Origin of the sequence: Dongia mobilis (assembly GCF_004363235.1) — a bacterium.
GTDB classification, from domain to species: domain Bacteria; phylum Pseudomonadota; class Alphaproteobacteria; order Dongiales; family Dongiaceae; genus Dongia; species Dongia mobilis.
The window spans coordinates 25,990-45,076 of record NZ_SNYW01000007.1; the positions used below are offsets into that span (position 1 = coordinate 25,990).

Genomic DNA, 19,087 nt, shown 5'->3' on the forward strand with positions numbered 1-19,087 from the left:
CCGGATTTGCTCTGCACCTGCCGCCCCTTTTAGCCAGAGCCAGGATAGCGTCGCTGGCTTTGCCGCTCGGTTTCTGCCGGATGATCATCGACTCGATCCGTCGAATTCTGACCAATGAGCCGGGGCAATGCGGCACGCGGCAGGACAATGTCGGCGAGCGTGTAGCGATCAAGCGTCGCGCCAAAGGCGGCCATGGCCTCGTCCAGGATAACCCGCAGGCTGGCCGGAGTGGCGCTGGCGCCTCCTTTGCCGGCACCGCGTCCAGATGTGTGCGTGATATTCGCCTCCGTCCTGCGCAGAATCGCGCCGAGGCTCATTTCTTTTGGTGCCATGGCCAAAGTGAACCCGCCGGCCCGGCCGCGTACACTGCGAAGGAAGCCTCCGGCAGTCAGGAACGTCACCACCTTGGTCAGGTGGGAGCGCGACACGTTATAGGCGCGCGCTGTTTCCCCTACAGTGATCAGCCTCTCACTGTTCGCCGCCGCATACATCAGCACCCGCAAGGCGTAGTCGGAGAATACCGTGATCCTCATGGCGCGCCCCCGCCCATTCCCGTCACGTCCCGGGCGTGCTCGCGTCGTCTATCAGCCGGCGCAGCGAGGCCAGCCGTTGCAACACGTCCGCCAGATGATTGGCTGCCTTGATCCTGACCTCCTCACTGGCGGATTCCAGAACTGCCCGCTCCAACCTCTCGGCCATTTGCTCAAGCGGCTTCTGCGCGGCATTGAGCAGGGCGATGCGCCCGGCATCACCGGCGACGTTCTCCGGGGGTGCGATGTTGACCGGTAGTGAAGGTTCGGCGTAGCCACCGGCTGGTCGAATGAGGCCCCGCAGTACCGCCGCTGCCTCTATGGCACCTATTTCCGTCAGCTGGTGGCTGATCGGAATGAGGCTGCCGGCGGCTTTCTGTTCGTAACCGGCGATCAACTGGTCCAGGACGCCCGGTGAGGTCACCTCGACGGGCAGGGAATCAACCTCACCCCGTCGATAGGCGGCTCGGCGCCATTTGCGCAGAAGTGCGGCATGGTTCAGTTCCTCCTGAGCCAATACCTCGGCGAATCTGATTGTTTCTGCATCTTCGGCCTCGGCCGCGATGAAAGTGTAGAAACTGAAGGCGCGCTGTTCGTTGTCGACGGCGATGGCGAGCGCTCGATAGGCCGTCAGCAAGGCGCTCCCCGCAACGCGATCCCAGGACTCGGCAAATTCCGGCGGCAGCCGCCAGGCATGAGTTTCCGGTTGGATCGCCGGACAGCCGACTTGTGCCGCCAGCTTTTGAATAGCGCGGATATGGCCATCTTCCTCGAGCGCCATATCGGCGAAGACGGCGGACGTCTCGGCTTCGCCCCGGCGTGCCATCGCCGCAGCCAGTTCCCGGTATCGCCTGACGGCCTCGGTCTCGATGGCGAGCGCTATCGACAGCAACTCCGCGAGACTGCGGACATGCGTCGACGGATGCGCGGCGAAATCCATCCGCGGTGGCCGCCTGCCAGACCTTTCACCCTGTGCATCCCGCACCATCTCCTGCTGCCTCCTTCAGGCCGGAACGGCAGGTGCTGCACCGCATGTCGCGGCACGTTGCGCTGCCCTCCGGCCAATGGTCGTCAAGTCGTTCAATGGGCAAGTTCGCCGAACAACTCTTCGAAGACTTTCTTCGCCTTGCCTTTCTGCGGAACGGCCCTGGCGTCCTCGAAATTGACCTTCGGGTCGCCAACTACAACCAGGGCGACCATTCCCATGGCATAGTGCGGCTTGCACTTGATCCCATAGACCCCGTCCTGCGCGAACGTGATCGTTATCGCTTCGTTGATCTTGCCAACAAAGGGCTGCGCACCCTCCGGCAGCATGCCTTCGATGGATTCGGCGTTGTGGCTCTTGTCAGTCGGCACGAAATGCACGGTATCGCCGGGCGCAACCTGCAGCACAGCAGGTTCAAACACCATAACGCCGCGTTCGCCCTTGTTCAGCATCTTGACTTCATGCTCCGCAGCCTGCGCGGTGCCAATCGACAACAAGGCAAACGTCGCCAGGATCAGGACGGATCTCAAACTCATGATCGCAAACTCCTCTTTCTTTCTTCTTCTAGATGGAGGCCCTGCCAGGGGCCCACCTGAATGCCGGCTACGAATCGTGCCGGCCGGCAATCCGATCCCCATCCGGGATCAGCTGCCCTCGACTACCCGGATGCCCGGGTATTGCATCTGCAATCGCCTTCCCTCACCACGCGGTAGAATGGCCAGCGCCGTGGAAAGTCCATCTGCTAGCGTCGCGGTTGCGGCGGCGACACTGACCAGGCGGCCGGCTACAACGGAGCAGCCGGTGCGTGGATCAAGCAGGTGGTTGTGCCGGCCGCTCGGTTCGAAGAGGGTGCCCGCAGCGCCCGAGGTGGCCAGTGCGGCAAAGGCGCCCGGCTGGGTGCCCATATCCAGAACCTGGTCGCTGCCGGCGATGCCGGCCCGCCAGGCGGTGCCATCGGGTGCTCGGCCGAGCGCGGTGATCTCCCCAAGATTGACCATGGCATCGGTGATGCCGGCTTCGGCCAGCCGCGCCGTCACCCGATCTGCCAGATAGCCTTGCGCTATGCCGTTGAGCGTCACCGCCATGCCGGCGCGGCCGAAGGCGATCCTTTCCGGGAGGATCTCCATAGCAGCGTAATCGACCAGGGCCAGGGATCGCGTGATCTCGTGTGGTGATGGGCCAGCCGGATTGGCGTTGGATACTGCAAAATGCCGAGCATAGAGGGCAAACAGCGGTTGAATGGTGGGATCGAAGGCGCCGCCGCTGCGCCCGGCCAGTCCCTGCGCCTCATTCAGCAGGATAACGAGATCAAACGGCGGCGACGCCAGGAACCCGTCCCGATTGAGGGCGACCAGCGCCGAATCCGGCCGGTAGAGACTGAAGATGCGCTCCAGCCGTTCGATCTCGTCCAGCGCCAGTTTGACAAAGTGCCCGGTCCTCATTCCCTCTGGGTGGAGCAGTCGCATCTCTGCGGAAGCGCCGAGCGCGCTGCCACGCCAGTGCAGCAACTCCGTACCGCCGCGCGGTGCCTTGGCCATTCCGGCCTGGGGCCACTGGCCGGCAAGCGCGAGACCGCCGGCCGCGCCGGTGATCAGCATGCCGCGGCGGCTAATGCTGGCCATGGTCACCTCCCTCGCCCGACGCATCACCCGCGGGAATCTCGCCGACCCAACCCTCACCAAGGATGAAGTCGCGCGGCATGTCCGCCAGTGTCACGACGGCGCCGCCGAACCGGCCGCGAAAATCCGCCGCTGATTCGGGATCAGAGAATGGCACCGCTTCCGGAGCGCCCATGCCGCCGAGGCGCGAGCTTCCGATCACGAAGTAGGCCGCACTGGCGTCGACCCAGGCGCCGGCTTCCGGCTGATCCCAGTTGCGCGCGCGTGCCATGTCGTTGACATAGACGACCAGGAAGTTCTTCGCCTCATCGGGCAGCAGGGTGAAAGCCAGCGTATCGCGCACCGAGGTGAACCAGATAACCGGCGATCCATCCGCGAGGTGGATTTGCCCCTTCGGCCCGGCATGTTCCTCGAGGTTCATGCCGCAGAAATAGCCAAGTGATTCGGCTGTCGGCTCCAGCGGTGCTGGCAATGCGCCGGTTGCGGGCGCGCCGTCGCAGGCGCCGACAAATCCTGCCAGCGCGAGGGCAGCGATCAGACGCAGCAGCCTCATGGTTGCCTCCTCGAAAAGACCCGGACGGTGAGGGCAAGCGGTGCAACAACCCAGGCCAACAATGCCAGCAATTGCTGAGCATTGCTGCCGCCCTCGGCAGTTGCGGTGCCGGTAAGGCCGGACAACATGGCAATGCGCGGGTCGCTGGCAAGATTGTAGAGCCGATAGGCGTCAGTCGGGTTGAGCAACAGCAATGCATCGAGCGTCGCCGTCCCGATAAAGCGGCCCTGATCCGCGACGAGCAGGGCAAGCAGCGCGCCGTCATAGAGGAGGACGAAAACCAGCCAGATGCCGACCGCTGCTCCCGCCGCCGTGGCCCGTTCGCGGACGGTGACGCTGACCAGGCCGCCAATAGCAATGAAGACGGCGCCGAGCAGGATCGAACTGGCGATAAGCCGGATAAAGGCCGGCCAGTCGCCCGCATCCGAACCGTGCTGAAGCAGCAGCAATAGGCCGGCAGCACCGAAGCCAAGCAGCGTGGCTATCACGAGGATCACGCTCTGCCCCAGGAACTTGCCGGCGACGATCTGCCAGCGTGTGACAGGATAGGACAGCAGCAGCAGCAGGGTACCGCGCTCCGCTTCGCCCACCACGGTGTCAAAAGAGAGCATCAGCGCCAGCAATGGCACCAGGAAGATGGTCAGGCTGGCTAGGCTGACTACGGTCAGGGAAACCGGATCGGCATCGACGACGCCGACCGGCGCGCTGCCGAGGAAGACGATCGACACGGCAAGGGCGGCCAGCACCAGCGTCGTTGCGAGCACAAGGCGATTGCGTATGCCGGCCCGAACCTCCTGCATGGCCATGCGCAGAATGGCTTTCATTGGTCTTCCTCCGCCTGCGCCAGAAGATGCTGATAGAGGCGGTCCAGCGTCGGCGGTTCGATTTCGATGTCCTCGATCCATGATCTCGAAGTGGCCAGAATGTCGAGGAATGAAGGCAGATGTCCGGCGGGAATACGAAAGTCCAGCCGATCAGGCGCCGGACGGCTCATCTCGATCCCATTCGCGTCTATGCACGGCATGCTGTGCGCTGCATCATGCCGCAACCTGACTTTTGCCATGGTCGGCAGCGCGGCCGCCCCGCGCAATTCTGTCAGGGTTCCGGCCGCAAGGACGCGGCCGCCATGGATCAGGATCACTTCATCCGCGTGGGACTCGATCTCGGCCAGCGCGTGGGTGGAGGCGACGACGGTCTTTCCCTGCGCCCTCAGCGCATCGATCGTTTCATACATGCGATGCCGGGAATGCGGGTCAAGTCCCGAGGTGGGCTCGTCCAGCAGCAGCAATTCCGGATCGCCCAGCAATGCCTGTGCCATGCCTAGTCGTTGCCGCATACCCTTTGAATAGGTGCCGACGCGCCGGCTGCCGGCATCCTCGAGATTGACCTGCGAGAGCAGTTCAACCGCGGCCGCGGCCGCAACACCCTTAAGACCGGCGAAGAAGCAGATCAACTCGCGACCGGTCATGGCCCCATGAAAGGTCACCGTCTCCGGCAGAAATCCGATCCGGCGCCGCAGGATTGATGCATTCCTGCCGGCCGGGTCGGCACCAAGTACCGCGACCGAACCTGATGTCGGGCGAAGCAGGCCCAGCAGCAGTTTCAGAAATGTCGTCTTGCCGGCACCGTTGTGACCGACCAGGGCAACGACCTTGCCGGGCGCCAGCGTAGCGCTGACGTTCTGCAGCGCAGAAATTTGAGCAAAGCGCATCGTGACATCGTCAAATCTGGCAATCGTCTGGTTCATGGTGCCTCGGCTGCTTGGGTGGGCGGCGTCATGAGTGGCGCCGAATCGACGACGCCGCCGGGATAGAGGGCCGGAAAGCGCGATTGCACCAGGCGCACAAGATCGATGGCGGGACTGTTGAGCAGCAGCTTCGCCGACGGATGGCGCCACAGAATGTCGTCGACCAAATCGTTTGGTTGGTAGGGACGATCGGAGATGCCGTCGCCATCAAGATCGAACGCCGGATTGTCGCTCCAGTAATTTCCCGATCCCTCATGCGACCACTCGACCAGGCGGGTGCCGACATATTTCACCTGGGTCCGGTTCCGGATAAAGGCATTGCCGGCAACAGTGTTGCGCTCCGACCCCGCAGTGAAGTGGATGCCGATGCTGCAGCCTTCGAAACGATTGGCCTCGATCAGGTTGCGGTGGGCGTTGTAGATGAAGAGGCATTTCTCACCACCGTCACGCACCAGGTTGCCGGAGACCACGGAACGATTGGCATAGTTCAGCAACAGGCCGTGGTCGCGATCACCGATGCTGACGTTGTCTTCTATGCGCAGATGGTCGGAATACATGATTGCATAGCCGACATCGTTGCCGGTCGACAGGTTCGCGATAATCTCGCTGTCATGGGTATACATGTAATGGATCGCGAAGCGCAGGCTGGCGAAGCGGTTGTGGAGGAACCTGTTCTTTCGGCTGTTATTGACGAAGATCCCGTCGCGCACGTCCCTGATGTCATTGCCAGCGACGATGCTGCCCGGTGCGTTCCAGAGCGAGACGCCGTTGCCGCGATCGGACAGGCGCAGCCCGACCATGCCGGTGATGAGGTTCCCATCGACTCGCGAGTCGACCGCACCGTGCAGATAGACGCCGAAAAGATTGCCGGCGAGGTGGTTGTCCTTTACCAGCAACCGACTCGCCGGCCGTTCTGCCAGAATGGCCGCGTCCATGGACGGCACGTCCCGGCCCGAACCTTCAATCGTGAGGCCCTGAATAGTGACATCGTCGCCGGTTACTGTGACGACGCTGCCAACTCCCCGGCCCCGCAGGATGGCGCCAGGCTCACCCGCAAGCGTGACGGAATGGTCGATCTTGATCGGTCCAGCGTGGTTCCCGGCGGCAAGCACAACGGTCGCTCCGGCGGCGGCATTGTCGACAGCCGCCTGCAGGTTCTCTCCCGCTTCCACCCGGATGCCGCCTTCGTCGGGGGCGGCCGCCGCGGCAAAGGCCGCGACGGCACCCGCCAGCGCGAGCAGGCCGATGATCGACCTTCTGATCATGCGGCGCGCGGCTCCACGATCATGCGCCCGGACATCTCCATATGCAGGGCATGGCAGAACCATTGGCAGTAGTACCAGTAGACGCCCGGGCGGTCGGCCTTGAAGGTAACCGATGCCGTTGCCTGCGGGCCCACCTCCATGGCGATGCCGTAGTTGATGATGGTGAAGCCGTGGGTGAGATCCTCGACGTCGTCCATGTTGGTGACATAGACAGTGACCTCGTCGCCCTGGCGCACCGTGAAGCTCTCCAGGCTGAAGGCAGGCGCCACGGAGTACATGTAGACGCGCACCTTGCTGGGGTCATCCTTGTCGCGCACCACATCGGCCGCATATTCCAGTTCGATGCCGTCCGCCTTGGCCTGGACTCTCGCATCCTCGAACATCGGATCGCTGCGGTCCCACACATGGACCGGGTTGACCTTCGAGCGGTGGATAATGGTGGCGTCGTGCGGCTCGGCAAAGCTGGGTCCGTCATGCACGATCTGCATCGTGTCGCCCGAAATGTCGATCAACTGATCGCATTCGGGCTTCAGTGGGCCGACGTTCAGGAAGCGGTCCTTGGAGAACTTGTTGAGAGAGAGAAGCCACTTTCCGTCCGCTTCCTTGGTCTGTCCCATCGAGGTGTGGTTGTGGCCCGGCTGATAATGGACGTCGAGTTTCTCGATAATCGGGTCAACCTGTTCGCCCTTGTAGGCGCGGATGGCCACATCGATGTTCCACTTGCAGACCTGGCTGTCGATGAACAGGGTGGTATAGGCATTGCCTTTGCCGTCATAGGCGGTGTGAAGCGGGCCAAGCCCCAGTTGCGGCTCGGCAACGACCGTATCGCGCGGTCCGATCTTGTCGGCGAAGAGGTCGTCGAACAGGCGCACGTCGAACACGGTCACGGTCGGTGAAAGCTTGCCGTTGGCGACGACGTGCATGCCATCGGGAGCGGTATTGATGCCGTGCGGCGAGTTCGGCACCGGTACGTAGCGCGTGTATTTGGATCCCTTGCGGCCGTCGACTACGGGCACGCCGCCCATTTCCTGGAAGTCGCCGTTGGCAATGGCGCCTTCGATCGCCTTGAGATCGAAGATGACGATGTGGTCCTGTTCGGCTGCGGTTGTTTCCGCCAGGGTTACGCCCTCCTCGGAATTGTAGCAGGTGGCGAAGCAATACTTGCCCTGGTAGTCGGCATCGACGTTGTCGAGATTGCCGCTGACCATCACCTGCCAGGCGACCTTCATGGTTTCGCCGTCGACAGCGCTGAAGATCGAGTGGTACTTGCGGGGCTCGTCCAGGATCTTGCCGTCATTCGGCACGGGCACGCGGTATTCGCCGTTGGCGAAGACGTAGCCGGTTTTCGGGAATTTCTGCACACGCAGGCCATGCACGGTGTGCTGGTTGGGTAGCTCGATGATCTTGTCGCATTTCATGACGTCGCAGCGGATGCGGGCGACGCGGGTGTTGGCCTTGTCGTTGACATAGACAAAGCGCCCGTCGTAGGTCCCATCGGTGAACGACATGTGCGGGTGGTGGAGATCGCCGTTGAGCCACACGCCGCCCCGGCTTTCCAGGAAGGCGCGGGTCTCCGGGGTGAGGCCTTCGGTCAGAATCTTGCGGCTCTCGTTGGTCTGACCCCAGCCGGTCGCGCTGCAACGGTTGAACACGGGGATGCGCATCAACTCGCGCATCGAGGGGAGGCCGACGATGCGGACCTCGCCACTCTGGCCGCTGGAGAAAAAGACGTAGTATTCGTCCAGCTCGCCGGGGCCGACATGCTTGGCATCGTTCTGCGCCGCTGCCCGCCGCGGGGCGATCATGGTGCCACCGGCAAGGCCGCCGGCTCCCGCTAGGCCGGCCAGGACCGTGGCCTTTGCGGTGCCTCCCAGCAGGCTGCGGCGGCTGAATTCTTCGCGGATCTCTTTCTCGGTCATGGCTGTCTCCATCATTTGGTTAGCCGGTTGATGGCGGGAAGTCATTGCGGCGTTCCGCCTGTCGCTGATTTCGGCACGGCCGTCATGCCGGGGCTGGACAGCGCCGCGCGCTTTTCGCGTTTGAGACGGCGCTGGATGACGACCGGGCATTTCCGGTCGTGGTGATAGAGCACCTGGCAATGCAGGCACGAGATACATTCGTTGGGGTTGATGTGGCCTTCCGGATGGATCGCTTCTACCGGGCATTCGTTGTAGCAGCGCCGGCAGGGGTTGCCGCATTCGCGATAGCGCTTAAGCCAGTCGAACATGCGCATGCGGCCGGGTATCGCCAGCGCCGCGCCGAGCGGGCAGAGATAGCGGCAGAAGAAGCGTTCGACGAAGAGTCCGGCGGCGATGAGAAGCAAGGCGAACAAGACGAACCACCATTCCCGCATGAAGCGCAGGATGATCGCCGTCTTGAAGGGTTCGATTTCTGCCAGTTGCTCGGCGAGTGCCAGCGACGAGAGCGAAATGCCGAACAAGACCAGGAAAATAATGTACTTGATCGGCCAGAGGCGCTCGTGCACGGCCCAGGGCACCTTGATCTGCGGGATGCGCACCAGGCGGGCGAAACGGTTGGCGAGTTCCTGCAAAGCGCCGAAGGGGCACAGCCAGCCGCAGAACGGGCCGCGGCCCCAGAAGATCAGCGAGGCCGCCACCGCAAACCACAGGATGAAGACCAGCGGATCCAGCATGAAATAGGACCACTGGAAGTCGGCGCGCACGGCGCTGGCGAAGGTCAGCACGTTGACCACCGAGAGCTGCGCCTGCGCCACCCAACCCAGCCAGAACAGCGTCATGGCGAGGAAGCCGAGGCGAACGCGGTCAAACAGCTTCTCGTGCTTCACCAGGATGTCCTGGAAGAAGAAGATGGCGGTGAGCACCAGGACCATGACGACGAGAACACCGATCGAGACGATCTTAGATTGCCAGGCGCGCTGCCAGAGCGGGGGCGGCTCCACGGCCAGTCCGGGCGTTGCGGACGCGGCATCGGCTGTGGCAGTGGCGTCGGACATCATCGTCGGCACTGTCGCGGCAGAAGGTGGCGGCGGTGCCGGTTTGGTGTAGAGGTCAGGCAGGCGGTAATCGATCGCGAAGGTGGAGAAAACCTTGCTGAGGGCGCCGGTGGCGCGCGCCACCAGCAACTGCAGCGACCACGTATCGGTGACGTTGAACGTCACCTCGCTCGGCACGACAAAGAGTGCGATCTCCTTGAAAGCGGGCGCTCCCGCGGCAGCCACGGCGCCGATCCGCTCGTGCTGCTTGTCGCGGAAGTGAACGGTTTCGGTGCCCTGTACCAGTTCGACCCGGTCGAATATGCCGCCACGGACATAGCCCGATCCCTTGAAGGAATAGCGACCTTCCCCCATGACCAGGATGGCGGATTGCCCGGCGCCCAGGCGTTGCTGGAGGCGTTTGAAACCGGCCTCGCCGAGCAGGCTGCGGCCGATCGCAGGGTGAGAGGCGAGGCCGACATAAAGGTCGATAAATGTGTCACCGGCGGCGCCTTTTTCCGGTCGCGACTTGCCCTGATGATCACCCAGCTTCTCGAAGGCCGCGTTGACATCTCCGATGGTCAGGTGGAGGCGCCGGACTGCGCCATTGCCGACAAGTCCCGCCCAATCCATGATTTCGCCGGCATCCGGGTCGATATCGCGTGCCTCACCAGCGACCGCCACGTCGGGCGATTTTGTCACGCGCGCAGCCACGCGAGCTGCGGAGCGCATCAGGCTATCGCCAATCACCAGGACCGTAACCGTGGCGCCCGAGACGATGTCGACGTCCGGTCGCCCGCCGGTGGCGCCGGTTGGGCGCAGGGGATTGAAGCCGATATAGCCGGCGATGTAGTCGGCTATTTCGCTCTCCGGAATGCCGATCAGCACGATCGGTTCGTGATGCATGAGCAACCGGGCGCCGATGATCGTTCCCGCCGTGTCGAGGGCAACGACAATGTCGATCGGCTTTCCCGAATAGCCGACGGTATTGACGAAATCACTCGTGACATAGGCATACCCGACCACCGCGCCTGCCTTGAGGACCGGAGCAATCGGCGGATCACCGGTAACGGCGCCGAAGCCGTCTGCATCTGCAATCAGCTCGGCTGCCGTCAAGTCGGGGAGGTACCGGGCAAGCTGCGATTGGGCGGCGGCCTCCGCAAGGCCGGCAACCAGCAGCAGCACGACGAGAGAAAAAATCCGGATCGCCCCGCCCAAGACTTGGCGCGTGGTTGCCCTGGCGCTTGCCGGGATGGCCGGACTCATGACCGCCTTCCACTGGAACTGTCACCGCCGGCACGAACGAAGGGGCGCATTGGCTTGCCTTTCCGGGAACTGGCTTGCGTCACCACGCGAACTACTGTCTCGGTTTAATATTCATATAAAATGTATCTTTTAGAATGTACAGCCCTGCCCACTTGGATCCTCATGTCTGGTGCGGTAGAAAAACATCCGCCAACTCGGCAACTATCTGGTTGCGCGGCCGAATTCTGATCGTCGCGGCCATAGGTCGCAGTGGCATTCAGAGCAGTCGACGGACCCCAGTCATTCCGGCGCCTGGCTAGAGATGTCGCCGATATCGCGCGAATTCCCTTCCCCATGGCTGGCAGATCGCGCCTGACAGGTGCGGGCGCATTTTTCCGGCGCCACCGGCAGATTGGGTCATACCGCGCGGCGGCGCGACGCACTTCACGGCCCCTGAACTGAGGCGTCTGAGGAAGCGTAGTCGGGCCAGTTCGGGTTCCCGGATATGGACGGAGCGCGATCATGGCCCCACGGTCGATGCAGCCTTGCAGCGACGTGAGTCCATCAAATTGGACAACAACAAATGTAATGCTAGAGTGACGCTATGATTTGCGCTACGCTTTCACCCATGGGGCCGGAGCGCTGCTTCTGGTCCCGACGCGATCCGTGAGCCACCCGGAGCATCCAGTTTCGAGCAGAAGGCGTCGTAGGCATGCGCGAACACCTCCAAGCGCTCGAAATGTGGCAGGGCGCCCGTCTCGAGGATATGGATCTCCCAGCCCGGTCGGTCCTTGAATGCCGGGGCGCCGGAATAGTCGACGAAATCGCCGCGGGTGCCATGCAGCATCCAGACCGGGCAGGAGAGCGCCCGATAGATTGCGCGGATGTCGCGGCTGAAGAGATAGCCGCTGACAAAGCAATAGGGCGCGTGCTCGGCGCCGGGCTGATGCGCGGTGGCATAGTCATAGGTGACCATGCCCTCGTCGATGGATTTTCCGCCCCATGTCTTTTCCAGGAAGAAACGGATGCTGGGGCGGCTTGTCAGCGCCGCAAACAGGGCGCGCCGCCAGATCGGCAGGGTGAGGGCGCGGCGCAGGCCTGGCATTGCCCGCGTGCTGCCGGCGGGAGCTTGCTCCGGCGTGGAGCGGTTGAAGCCGGTTGGACTGACGAAGGCGACCGAGCGAAAAAGGTCCGGTTGCTCCATTGCCGCGCGGGCCAGGAATTCGCTCGACAGCGACAAAGCGAGGGCGTCCACCGGGACCGTGCCGTCCGGGCCGCCGTGAAGTCTGGTGATTTCCCGCGCCATGGCGATGATGGCATCCGTCATCAGCCGGGGCGTATAAGGACGGTTGTCGCGCGCCGAGAATCCGAACCCCGGAAGTTCGAGGGCATAGACCGGCCGGCGGCCGCCATATTGGTCGAAGAGCGGCAGTACCTCATAGGCAGAACCGGCGGCATTCACACTATGGATCAGGAGCAGCGGTCGCCCGGCGGGCGGCCCCGCCCGATAGTAGCTGACGCGGCCCGCTGGCGTATCCAGCTCCTCACGCTTGCCGGAGAGCGCCGGCGGCAAGGGCATTTGGCGCGGGATGAAGATCCCGCAATAGGCAATCCAGCCAAGAACAACGAGGCCGACAAGCACAGCGAAAGCGGCAAATGCCATCAGGGCCCAGAACATGCAGTCTGCCTCGCGATCGGTGAAGTATGTCGGCATCGGCATGGCGCCGCCCGGAGGGAGCCTACAGCAAGTCACATCAGCCAGCACAGGTTATATCAGTGCGGCTGGCGTTCGATGCGCTCCAGTCCCGATGGCATGGTGAGAGAGGCCAGTCCGGCATGACGATCGCGTATCCCTTCGCAGCATTGGTCGGGCAGGACGAGATGAAACTGGCGCTGCTGATTGCCGCCATCGATCCGGGGATCGGCGGCGTGCTGGTCTTTGGCGATCGTGGCACCGGCAAGTCGACCGCAGTCCGTTCGCTCGCCGCTTTGCTGCCCAAGATGAAGGCGGTCGCTGGCTGCCGCTACCATTGCGATCCCGACGCGACGCCGGAGGCGCTTTGCGAGGATTGCCGCGCCCTGATGAAAAAGGGCAGGCTCAAGGCGCAATTCACCGATGTTCCCGTGGTTGATCTGCCGCTGGGCGCCACGGAAGACCGCGTGATCGGCGCGCTGGACCTGGAGCGCGCACTGTCCCAGGGTGTCAAGGCATTCGAGCCGGGCCTGCTGGCGCGTGCGCATCGCGGTTTTCTCTATGTCGATGAGGTCAATCTGCTGGAGGACCACCTCGTCGACGTGCTTCTGGACGTCGCTGCTTCCGGCGAGAATGTGGTCGAGCGCGAAGGCTTGAGTGTACGCCATCCGGCGCGTTTCGTGCTGATCGGCAGCGGCAATCCGGAGGAGGGCGAGTTGCGTCCGCAGCTGCTTGACCGCTTCGGCCTCTCGGTCGAGGTGAAGACGCCGACCGACTTGCCGACACGTGTCGAGGTGGTACGGCGTCGCGATGCCTTCGAGCGCGACCGCGCCGGTTTCGTGACGGCTTGGGAAAAGGAACAGGCCGCCCTGCGTCGCCGCATCATCGGTGGGCGCAAGCGGCTGGCGGAGATCGACGTGCCGGACGCAGCGCTGGAACGCGTCGCGCAGCTCTGCATGTCGCTTGGCACCGACGGCCTGCGCGGCGAACTCACCCTGATCCGTGCCGCACGCGCTCTGGCCGCACTCGATGGCAACAAGCGCGTCGGCGATGTGCATCTGCGCCGGGTGGCGGCACCGGCCCTGCATCACCGGCTGCGGCGCAATCCACTGGATGAAAGCGGTGCCGGCGCGCGTGTCGCCCGCGCGATCGAGGAGCTGTTCGGGCCGTGAGCGCCAGCGATGCCGTACTCGCCGCCGCGCTCCTCGCGATCGATCCGAGCGGCCTCGGCGGCATTCGATTGTTGGCCGCACCCGGCCCGGCGCGCGATCGCTGGCTAAGTTCCCTCGACGACATATCACCCGCGGATACACCCTGTTTCCGCCTGCCCAGCCATGTGGGCGAGGACCGCCTGTTGGGCGGGTTGGATCTTGCGGCAACCTTGCGTGCCGGTCGGCCGATTGCCGAAAGCGGCCTGCTCACGCGGGCCAATGGCGGGTTCCTGATCGCGACAATGGCCGAACGAATGCGTCCGGTCATCGCGGCGCATCTCGCCGTCGCGCTTGATCGTGGCGAGGTTGTGGTTGAGCGGGACGGCTTTTCGCGCCTAGTGCCGACGCGCATCGCCGTCATTGCATTGGATGAGGGAATCGCCGGCGACGAGGCGCCGCCTGAAGCTCTGACTGATCGACTTGGCTTGGTGATTTCACTCGATGGCGTGAAGGCGGATGGTCTCACTACATCTGTCGAACGAGCAACGGTCTCAGCGGCGCGCCGGCGGCTTGTAGGGATAAGGGTGACCGCAGACAACATCGAGATCCTGTGTGCCGCCGCGCTGGCGCTCGGCATCTGGTCGCTGCGCATGCCGGCATTTGCCCTGGCAGCTGCGCGGGCGCACGCGGCGCTGCGCGATGCGGACAGCATCGAGGAGGCCGACCTCGCGGCGGCCGCGCGGCTGGTGCTGGCGCCGCGCGCGACCACGGCCCCAGCGGAGGCAACGGAAGTAGACCCGCCCGAGCAACCGGACCGGCAGGAAGAGGAAGTGTCGTCCGACTCGGCAGATGGTGACAGCGCATTGGCCGATCGTGTACTTGCCGCGGCTGCGGCGAGCATTCCGCCCGGCCTGCTGGCGCGCCTGACGCAGCGCGGGGTGCAGCAGAAAGCCGGCCCGGGTGGCCGTGCCGGGGCGCAGATCGCTTCCAGACAACGGGGGAGGCCGGCCGGAATTCTTTCCGGGGTTCCACGTGGCGGGTTGCGCCTCAGCGTTATCGACACCCTGCGCGCCGCGGCGCCGTGGCAGCGGCTGCGCGAGACCGCCGCCTTGCCGGGCCGGCGCATTGTCGTCAAGCGCGAGGACCTGCGGCTCGTCCGCCGCAGACAGCGCAGCGAGACGGTGACCATTTTCGCCGTCGATGCCTCGGGTTCCACGGCCTTGCATCGCCTGGCCGAAGCGAAGGGGGCGGTGGAATTGCTGCTGGCCGAGTGTTACGTGCGGCGCGACGAGGTGGCACTGATCGCCTTCCGGGGCCGCGGCGCAGAGTTGCTGTTGCCGCCGACGCGGTCCCTCGTGCGTGCCCGCCGGGCATTGGCCGACCTGCCGGGAGGGGGTGGAACTCCCCTTGCCTCAGCAATCGCTGCCATGACTGCACTGGCGGAAAGCTCGCGGCGACGGGGCAAGAGTCCGTTGGTCGTGCTGCTGACCGATGGCCGCGCCAATGTTGCCCGCGACGGCAGCGGCGGTCGGGCGCAGGCGGAAACGGATGCGCTGGCTGCGGCTCGGATGGCGCGTACCGCGGGCTTGAGCGCCCTTTTGGTCGATACCTCGCCCGCCCCGACCCCGGCCGCACAACGCCTTGCATTGGAGGTGGGGGCGCAGTATCTGCCGCTGCCCTATGCCGACGCCTCGGCCATTGCGCGCACGGTTCAGGCCGCCGCTACGCGGCGCGGCGCGGCATGAGCGACCGGCTCGATCGGCGGCTCGATCGACGGCTTGACCGGCGCCTTGACCGACGGCTCGATTGGGACCGCGACGGCGGTGACTGGCCCAATCGCGCGCAGAGTCGCTTCGTCGCCGCCGGCGGCATTAACTGGCATGTGCAGGAGATGGGGCAGGGACCGCCGCTCCTGTTGGTACATGGTACCGGTGCGACGACACATTCCTGGCGCGGGCTGTTGCCGCTGCTGGCGCAGCACTTCGCTGTGGTTGGCCCTGACCTGCCAGGTCATGGCTTCACGGCGCAGCCGGCGCCGCACCGCATGTCGCTGCCCGGCATGGCGCATCTGCTCGGCGAATTGCTGCGTGTGCTGAATATGCGACCGGAGATTGTCGTCGGCCATTCCGCGGGCGCAGCGATCCTTGCTCGCATGTGCCTCGACAGCCTGATCGCGCCGCGCTGCCTGATCAGCCTCAACGGCGCCCTGCTGCCGCTGGGTGGCCTGCCGGGCCGCCTGTTCTCGCCGCTCGCCAAGGTGCTGGCCTCGAATGCGCTGGCAGCGCAGTTTTTCGCGTGGCGGGCCGGCGACCGCAACATGGTGCAGCGTCTGCTGCGTGGCACCGGCTCGACCATCGATGCGGCGGGCGCGGAGATTTATCAACGACTTGCGCGCAATCCAGCCCATGTGGGCGCGGCGCTGTCGATGATGGCCAACTGGGATTTGCACGGCCTTGCCCATGATCTGCCGAAACTGAAGACAAGGCTGGTGCTGGTCGCCGGCTCCAACGACCGCACGATCCCCTCGGCGGACGCCTATCGGCTGCATGCCCTGATGCCGCAGGCAGAGGTGGTACGCCTGCCGGGTCTCGGCCATCTGGCGCATGAGGAGCAGGCGGAGCGCGTTGCCGACCTCATCTTCAAGGCAGTCAGCACGGCAACTTCATAAGTCATTCAGTCCAGCGCCACTTGCGCCGAATGACAACATGTGACTACAGTTCGACATGTCAAAAAAAAGTGACATAGCGCCATGATGGCCGCGCTTGCCAGGACGGCGTCGCAATCGGCGCCCGCGAAGCCACATGCCGTCGTGATCGGCAGCGGCCTCGGCGGTCTCGCCGCGGCGGTGCGGCTGGGTGCCCGCGGCTACCGCGTGACCGTGCTGGAGCGCCTCGACGCACCGGGTGGTCGCGCCTATGTCCACCGCCAGGACGGCTTCATCTTCGATGCCGGGCCAACCATCGTCACGGCCCCGTTCCTCCTCGAAGAACTCTGGGCCATGTGCGGCCGTCGCCTGGCCGACGACGTCGAATTGCGCGCCCTCACACCCTTCTATCGCATTCGTTTCGACGATGGCGCCGAGTTCTCCTATTCCGGCGATCCCGAGGCGATGCGGGCGGAAGTGGCGCGGTTCTCGCCGGCCGACGTATCCGGCTTCGAACGCTTCATGGCGACCCGGGAGGAGATCTTCCGCATCGGCTTCGAGGAGCTCGGCCACGTGCCGTTCGGTTCAATCACGGACATGGTGAAGGTGGCGCCCGACCTGCTGCGTCACCAGGGTTATCGCAGCGTCTATGGGCTGGTCGCGCGTTACATCAAGGACCCGCGCCTGCGCGTGGTATTCAGCTTCCATCCGCTGCTGGTCGGCGGCAATCCGTTCGACACGACCTCGGTCTACACGCTGATCGCTTTTCTGGAACGGCGCTGGGGCGTGCATTTCGCCATGGGCGGGACGGGGCGCATCGTCGACGGGCTCGCCGAGCTGATTCGCCGCCAAGGCAATGTGCTGCGTTTCGGCGCCGAAGTACGTGCGATCACCCTCAACGGCAAGCGAGTCACCGGCGTACGCCTGGCAAGCGGCGAGGAAATCCGCGCCGACATCGTCGTCTCCAACGCCGATGCGGCCTGGACCTATCGCAACCTGCTGCCACAGGAAATCCGCCGCCGCTGGACCGACCGCCGCATCGAGCGTGCGCGCTATTCCATGAGCCTCTTCGTCTGGTACTTCGGCACACGGCGGCAATATCCGGCGGTCGGGCATCACACGATTTTGCTCGGCCCGCGCTACCGCGAACTGCTCTCCGACATTTTCGACCGCAAGGTCCTGGCGCCCGATTTCAGCCTCTATCTGCATCGCCCGACGGCAACTGACCCATCGCTGGCCCCCGCGGGCTGCGACGCCTTCTACGTGCTTTCGCCGGTGCCGCATCTGGAGAGCGGGATCGACTGGTCGCAGGCGGCGGAGGGCTTCCGCAAGGCGGTGGCCGGGCGGCTCTCGTTGACATTGCTGCCGGGCTTCGAGCGCGAGATCGTCACCTCGCGCCTGCTGACACCGCAGGATTTCCAGGATCGGCTGCTGTCCTATCGTGGTGCCGCCTTCGGCATGGCGCCGACCCTGCTGCAGAGCGCCTGGTTCCGGCCGCACAATCGCAGCGAGGAGGTCGAAAACCTGTTCCTGGTCGGTGCCGGTACACATCCGGGCGCCGGCCTGCCCGGCGTATTGTCATCCGCCCGCGTGCTCGATTCCGTGGTCCCCGATGCAGCCAGCTTTGCCTGACGCCCTTGATGCCGACATCGTCGCCTGCGCGCGGCTGATTCGCGGCGGCTCACGCTCGTTCCATGCGGCCTCCCTGCTGCTGCCGCGCCGCGTGCGCGCGCCGGCCTATGCGCTCTATGCCTTCTGCCGGCTGGCGGACGACGCGGTCGATCTGGGTGGCGGCAGCGCGGCGCTCGATGCGTTGCGGCGGCGTCTCGATGACCTTTATGCCGGGCGTCCGGCACCCATCGCCGCCGACCGTGCCATGGCGGCCGTGGTGCGCGAATTCGCGATTCCGATCGACCTGCCGGCGGCACTGCTGGAGGGTTTCGCCTGGGACCTCGCGGGGCGTCGCTATGCCGATTTGCCGCAACTGCGCGCCTATGCGGCGCGGGTTGCCGGTTCGGTCGGGGCGATGATGGCGCTGCTGATGGAGACGCGGGATGAGGATTCGCTGGCCCGTGCCGGCGACCTCGGCATGGCCATGCAGCTCTCCAACATCGTCCGCGACGTCGGCGAGGATGCGGCGGCAGGTCGGCTTTATCTGCCATTGGACTGGCTGGCTGCGGCGGGGATCGATGCCGAGAGATTCCTGGCACGGCCGGTCTTCGATGCACGCCTCGCGGGGATCGTGTCCCGCCTGGTGCAGGCGGCCGATCAGCATTACCGCCGCGCCGACCCGGCCATCACGCGGCTGCCCTTTGCCTGTCGGCCCGGAATCGCGGCGGCGCGTTGGCTCTATGCCGAGATCGGCAACGAGGTGCTGCGTCAGGGCGGCGATTCGGTCACCCGCCGGGCCGTGGTGAGCGGCCGGCGCAAGGTGTGGCGCCTGACGCAAGCGGTTGGCGTGCAGCTTGCGCTGACGGTGCTGGCCGGAAGGAGCGGAAGCGATGATGTACCGACGCATGAACTGCGCTTCCTGGTCGAGGCCGTCCGTTGCAGCCCCGTCGCAGCGCCGCGCAAGGCGCGCAGCTTCGACGAGGAGGCCGGCTGGGTCATCGACCTGTTCCACCGTCTGGAGCGGGAGGCGCGGCTGGAGCAGCAACGCTCCCGCGCCTGAGGGCTCGCCATGAGCGGAAACTGGCTGGGTC

Annotated in this window: 16 protein-coding genes; 5 read left to right on the forward strand and 11 right to left on the reverse strand. The window is 64.7% G+C overall.

The window, feature by feature from the left end:
• Nucleotides 1–29: 29 nt before the first annotated feature.
• The 11 genes from A8950_RS05875 to A8950_RS05925 all read right to left on the reverse strand — a co-directional run bounded on the left by A8950_RS05875 (nt 30) and on the right by A8950_RS05925 (nt 12,617).
• Nucleotides 30–533, reverse strand: a complete 504-nt coding sequence (locus A8950_RS05875; protein ID WP_133612718.1) for an RrF2 family transcriptional regulator — start codon at nt 531–533, stop codon at nt 30–32.
• A gap of 22 nt (nt 534–555) precedes the next feature.
• A complete protein-coding gene (locus tag A8950_RS05880) occupies nt 556–1,470 on the reverse strand; it encodes a ferritin family protein (RefSeq protein WP_166645022.1) in 915 nt (304 codons plus the stop codon).
• A gap of 140 nt (nt 1,471–1,610) precedes the next feature.
• The gene (locus A8950_RS05885; protein WP_133612720.1) at nt 1,611–2,051 is read right to left on the reverse strand and encodes a pseudoazurin; all 441 of its coding nucleotides are present in this window, start codon (nt 2,049–2,051) and stop codon (nt 1,611–1,613) included.
• A gap of 108 nt (nt 2,052–2,159) precedes the next feature.
• Nucleotides 2,160–3,113, reverse strand: a complete 954-nt coding sequence (locus A8950_RS05890; RefSeq protein ID WP_166645023.1) for an FAD:protein FMN transferase — start codon at nt 3,111–3,113, stop codon at nt 2,160–2,162.
• A gap of 10 nt (nt 3,114–3,123) precedes the next feature.
• On the reverse strand, nt 3,124–3,687 hold the full coding sequence (locus A8950_RS05895) for a nitrous oxide reductase accessory protein NosL (RefSeq protein ID WP_133612722.1): 564 nt from the start codon (nt 3,685–3,687) through the stop codon (nt 3,124–3,126).
• Nucleotides 3,684–4,511: an ABC transporter permease gene (locus A8950_RS05900; RefSeq protein WP_133612723.1), complete on the reverse strand. Its 828-nt coding sequence runs from the start codon at nt 4,509–4,511 to the stop codon at nt 3,684–3,686. The genes A8950_RS05895 and A8950_RS05900 overlap by 4 nt, the downstream gene beginning before the upstream one ends.
• The gene (locus tag A8950_RS05905; RefSeq protein WP_133613217.1) at nt 4,508–5,434 is read right to left on the reverse strand and encodes an ABC transporter ATP-binding protein; all 927 of its coding nucleotides are present in this window, start codon (nt 5,432–5,434) and stop codon (nt 4,508–4,510) included. The genes A8950_RS05900 and A8950_RS05905 overlap by 4 nt, the downstream gene beginning before the upstream one ends.
• Entirely contained in the window at nt 5,431–6,699 is a 1,269-nt protein-coding gene (locus A8950_RS05910; RefSeq protein WP_133612724.1) for a nitrous oxide reductase family maturation protein NosD, read from the reverse strand. The genes A8950_RS05905 and A8950_RS05910 overlap by 4 nt, the downstream gene beginning before the upstream one ends.
• Nucleotides 6,696–8,618 carry a TAT-dependent nitrous-oxide reductase gene (nosZ, locus tag A8950_RS05915; protein ID WP_133612725.1) on the reverse strand — a complete coding sequence of 641 codons (1,923 nt, stop codon included), beginning with the start codon at nt 8,616–8,618 and terminating at the stop codon, nt 6,696–6,698. The genes A8950_RS05910 and nosZ overlap by 4 nt, the downstream gene beginning before the upstream one ends.
• Before the next feature lie 41 nt (nt 8,619–8,659).
• A complete protein-coding gene (locus A8950_RS05920; protein WP_133612726.1) occupies nt 8,660–10,918 on the reverse strand; it encodes a NosR/NirI family protein in 2,259 nt (752 codons plus the stop codon).
• 601 nt (nt 10,919–11,519) lie between these two features.
• A complete protein-coding gene (locus A8950_RS05925) occupies nt 11,520–12,617 on the reverse strand; it encodes an alpha/beta fold hydrolase (protein ID WP_208109761.1) in 1,098 nt (365 codons plus the stop codon).
• A gap of 116 nt (nt 12,618–12,733) precedes the next feature.
• Here A8950_RS05925 and bchI point away from each other — a divergent pair, with 116 nt between their 5' ends.
• The 5 genes from bchI to A8950_RS05950 all read left to right on the forward strand — a co-directional run bounded on the left by bchI (nt 12,734) and on the right by A8950_RS05950 (nt 19,056).
• Nucleotides 12,734–13,762: a magnesium chelatase ATPase subunit I gene (gene bchI, locus A8950_RS05930; RefSeq protein WP_133612727.1), complete on the forward strand. Its 1,029-nt coding sequence runs from the start codon at nt 12,734–12,736 to the stop codon at nt 13,760–13,762.
• The gene (locus tag A8950_RS05935) at nt 13,759–15,486 is read left to right on the forward strand and encodes a magnesium chelatase subunit D (RefSeq protein WP_133612728.1); all 1,728 of its coding nucleotides are present in this window, start codon (nt 13,759–13,761) and stop codon (nt 15,484–15,486) included. The genes bchI and A8950_RS05935 overlap by 4 nt, the downstream gene beginning before the upstream one ends.
• Nucleotides 15,483–16,409, forward strand: coding sequence for an alpha/beta fold hydrolase BchO (gene bchO / locus A8950_RS05940; protein ID WP_133612729.1), 927 nt, complete (start codon nt 15,483–15,485; stop codon nt 16,407–16,409). Before A8950_RS05935 ends, bchO begins: the two co-directional genes overlap by 4 nt.
• An 81-nt stretch (nt 16,410–16,490) precedes the next feature.
• A complete protein-coding gene (locus tag A8950_RS05945) occupies nt 16,491–18,017 on the forward strand; it encodes a phytoene desaturase (protein ID WP_133612730.1) in 1,527 nt (508 codons plus the stop codon).
• Nucleotides 18,010–19,056, forward strand: a complete 1,047-nt coding sequence (locus tag A8950_RS05950; protein WP_243735545.1) for a phytoene/squalene synthase family protein — start codon at nt 18,010–18,012, stop codon at nt 19,054–19,056. The genes A8950_RS05945 and A8950_RS05950 overlap by 8 nt, the downstream gene beginning before the upstream one ends.
• Nucleotides 19,057–19,087 lie beyond the last annotated feature (31 nt).

Bases quoted from the DNA above. Each gene is read 5' to 3' on its own strand.
- A8950_RS05875 (WP_133612718.1), bottom strand. From the start codon at position 533: ATGAGGATCACGGTATTCTCCGACTACGCCTTGCGGGTGCTGATGTAT.
- A8950_RS05880 (WP_166645022.1), bottom strand. From the start codon at position 1,470: ATGGATTTCGCCGCGCATCCGTCGACGCATGTCCGCAGTCTCGCGGAG.
- A8950_RS05885 (WP_133612720.1), bottom strand. From the start codon at position 2,051: ATGAGTTTGAGATCCGTCCTGATCCTGGCGACGTTTGCCTTGTTGTCG.
- A8950_RS05890 (WP_166645023.1), bottom strand. From the start codon at position 3,113: ATGCTGATCACCGGCGCGGCCGGCGGTCTCGCGCTTGCCGGCCAGTGG.
- A8950_RS05895 (WP_133612722.1), bottom strand. From the start codon at position 3,687: ATGAGGCTGCTGCGTCTGATCGCTGCCCTCGCGCTGGCAGGATTTGTC.
- A8950_RS05900 (WP_133612723.1), bottom strand. From the start codon at position 4,511: ATGAAAGCCATTCTGCGCATGGCCATGCAGGAGGTTCGGGCCGGCATA.
- A8950_RS05905 (WP_133613217.1), bottom strand. From the start codon at position 5,434: ATGAACCAGACGATTGCCAGATTTGACGATGTCACGATGCGCTTTGCT.
- A8950_RS05910 (WP_133612724.1), bottom strand. From the start codon at position 6,699: ATGATCAGAAGGTCGATCATCGGCCTGCTCGCGCTGGCGGGTGCCGTC.
- nosZ (WP_133612725.1), bottom strand. From the start codon at position 8,618: ATGACCGAGAAAGAGATCCGCGAAGAATTCAGCCGCCGCAGCCTGCTG.
- A8950_RS05920 (WP_133612726.1), bottom strand. From the start codon at position 10,918: ATGAGTCCGGCCATCCCGGCAAGCGCCAGGGCAACCACGCGCCAAGTC.
- A8950_RS05925 (WP_208109761.1), bottom strand. From the start codon at position 12,617: ATGCCGATGCCGACATACTTCACCGATCGCGAGGCAGACTGCATGTTC.
- bchI (WP_133612727.1), top strand. From the start codon at position 12,734: ATGACGATCGCGTATCCCTTCGCAGCATTGGTCGGGCAGGACGAGATG.
- bchO (WP_133612729.1), top strand. From the start codon at position 15,483: ATGAGCGACCGGCTCGATCGGCGGCTCGATCGACGGCTTGACCGGCGC.
- A8950_RS05945 (WP_133612730.1), top strand. From the start codon at position 16,491: ATGATGGCCGCGCTTGCCAGGACGGCGTCGCAATCGGCGCCCGCGAAG.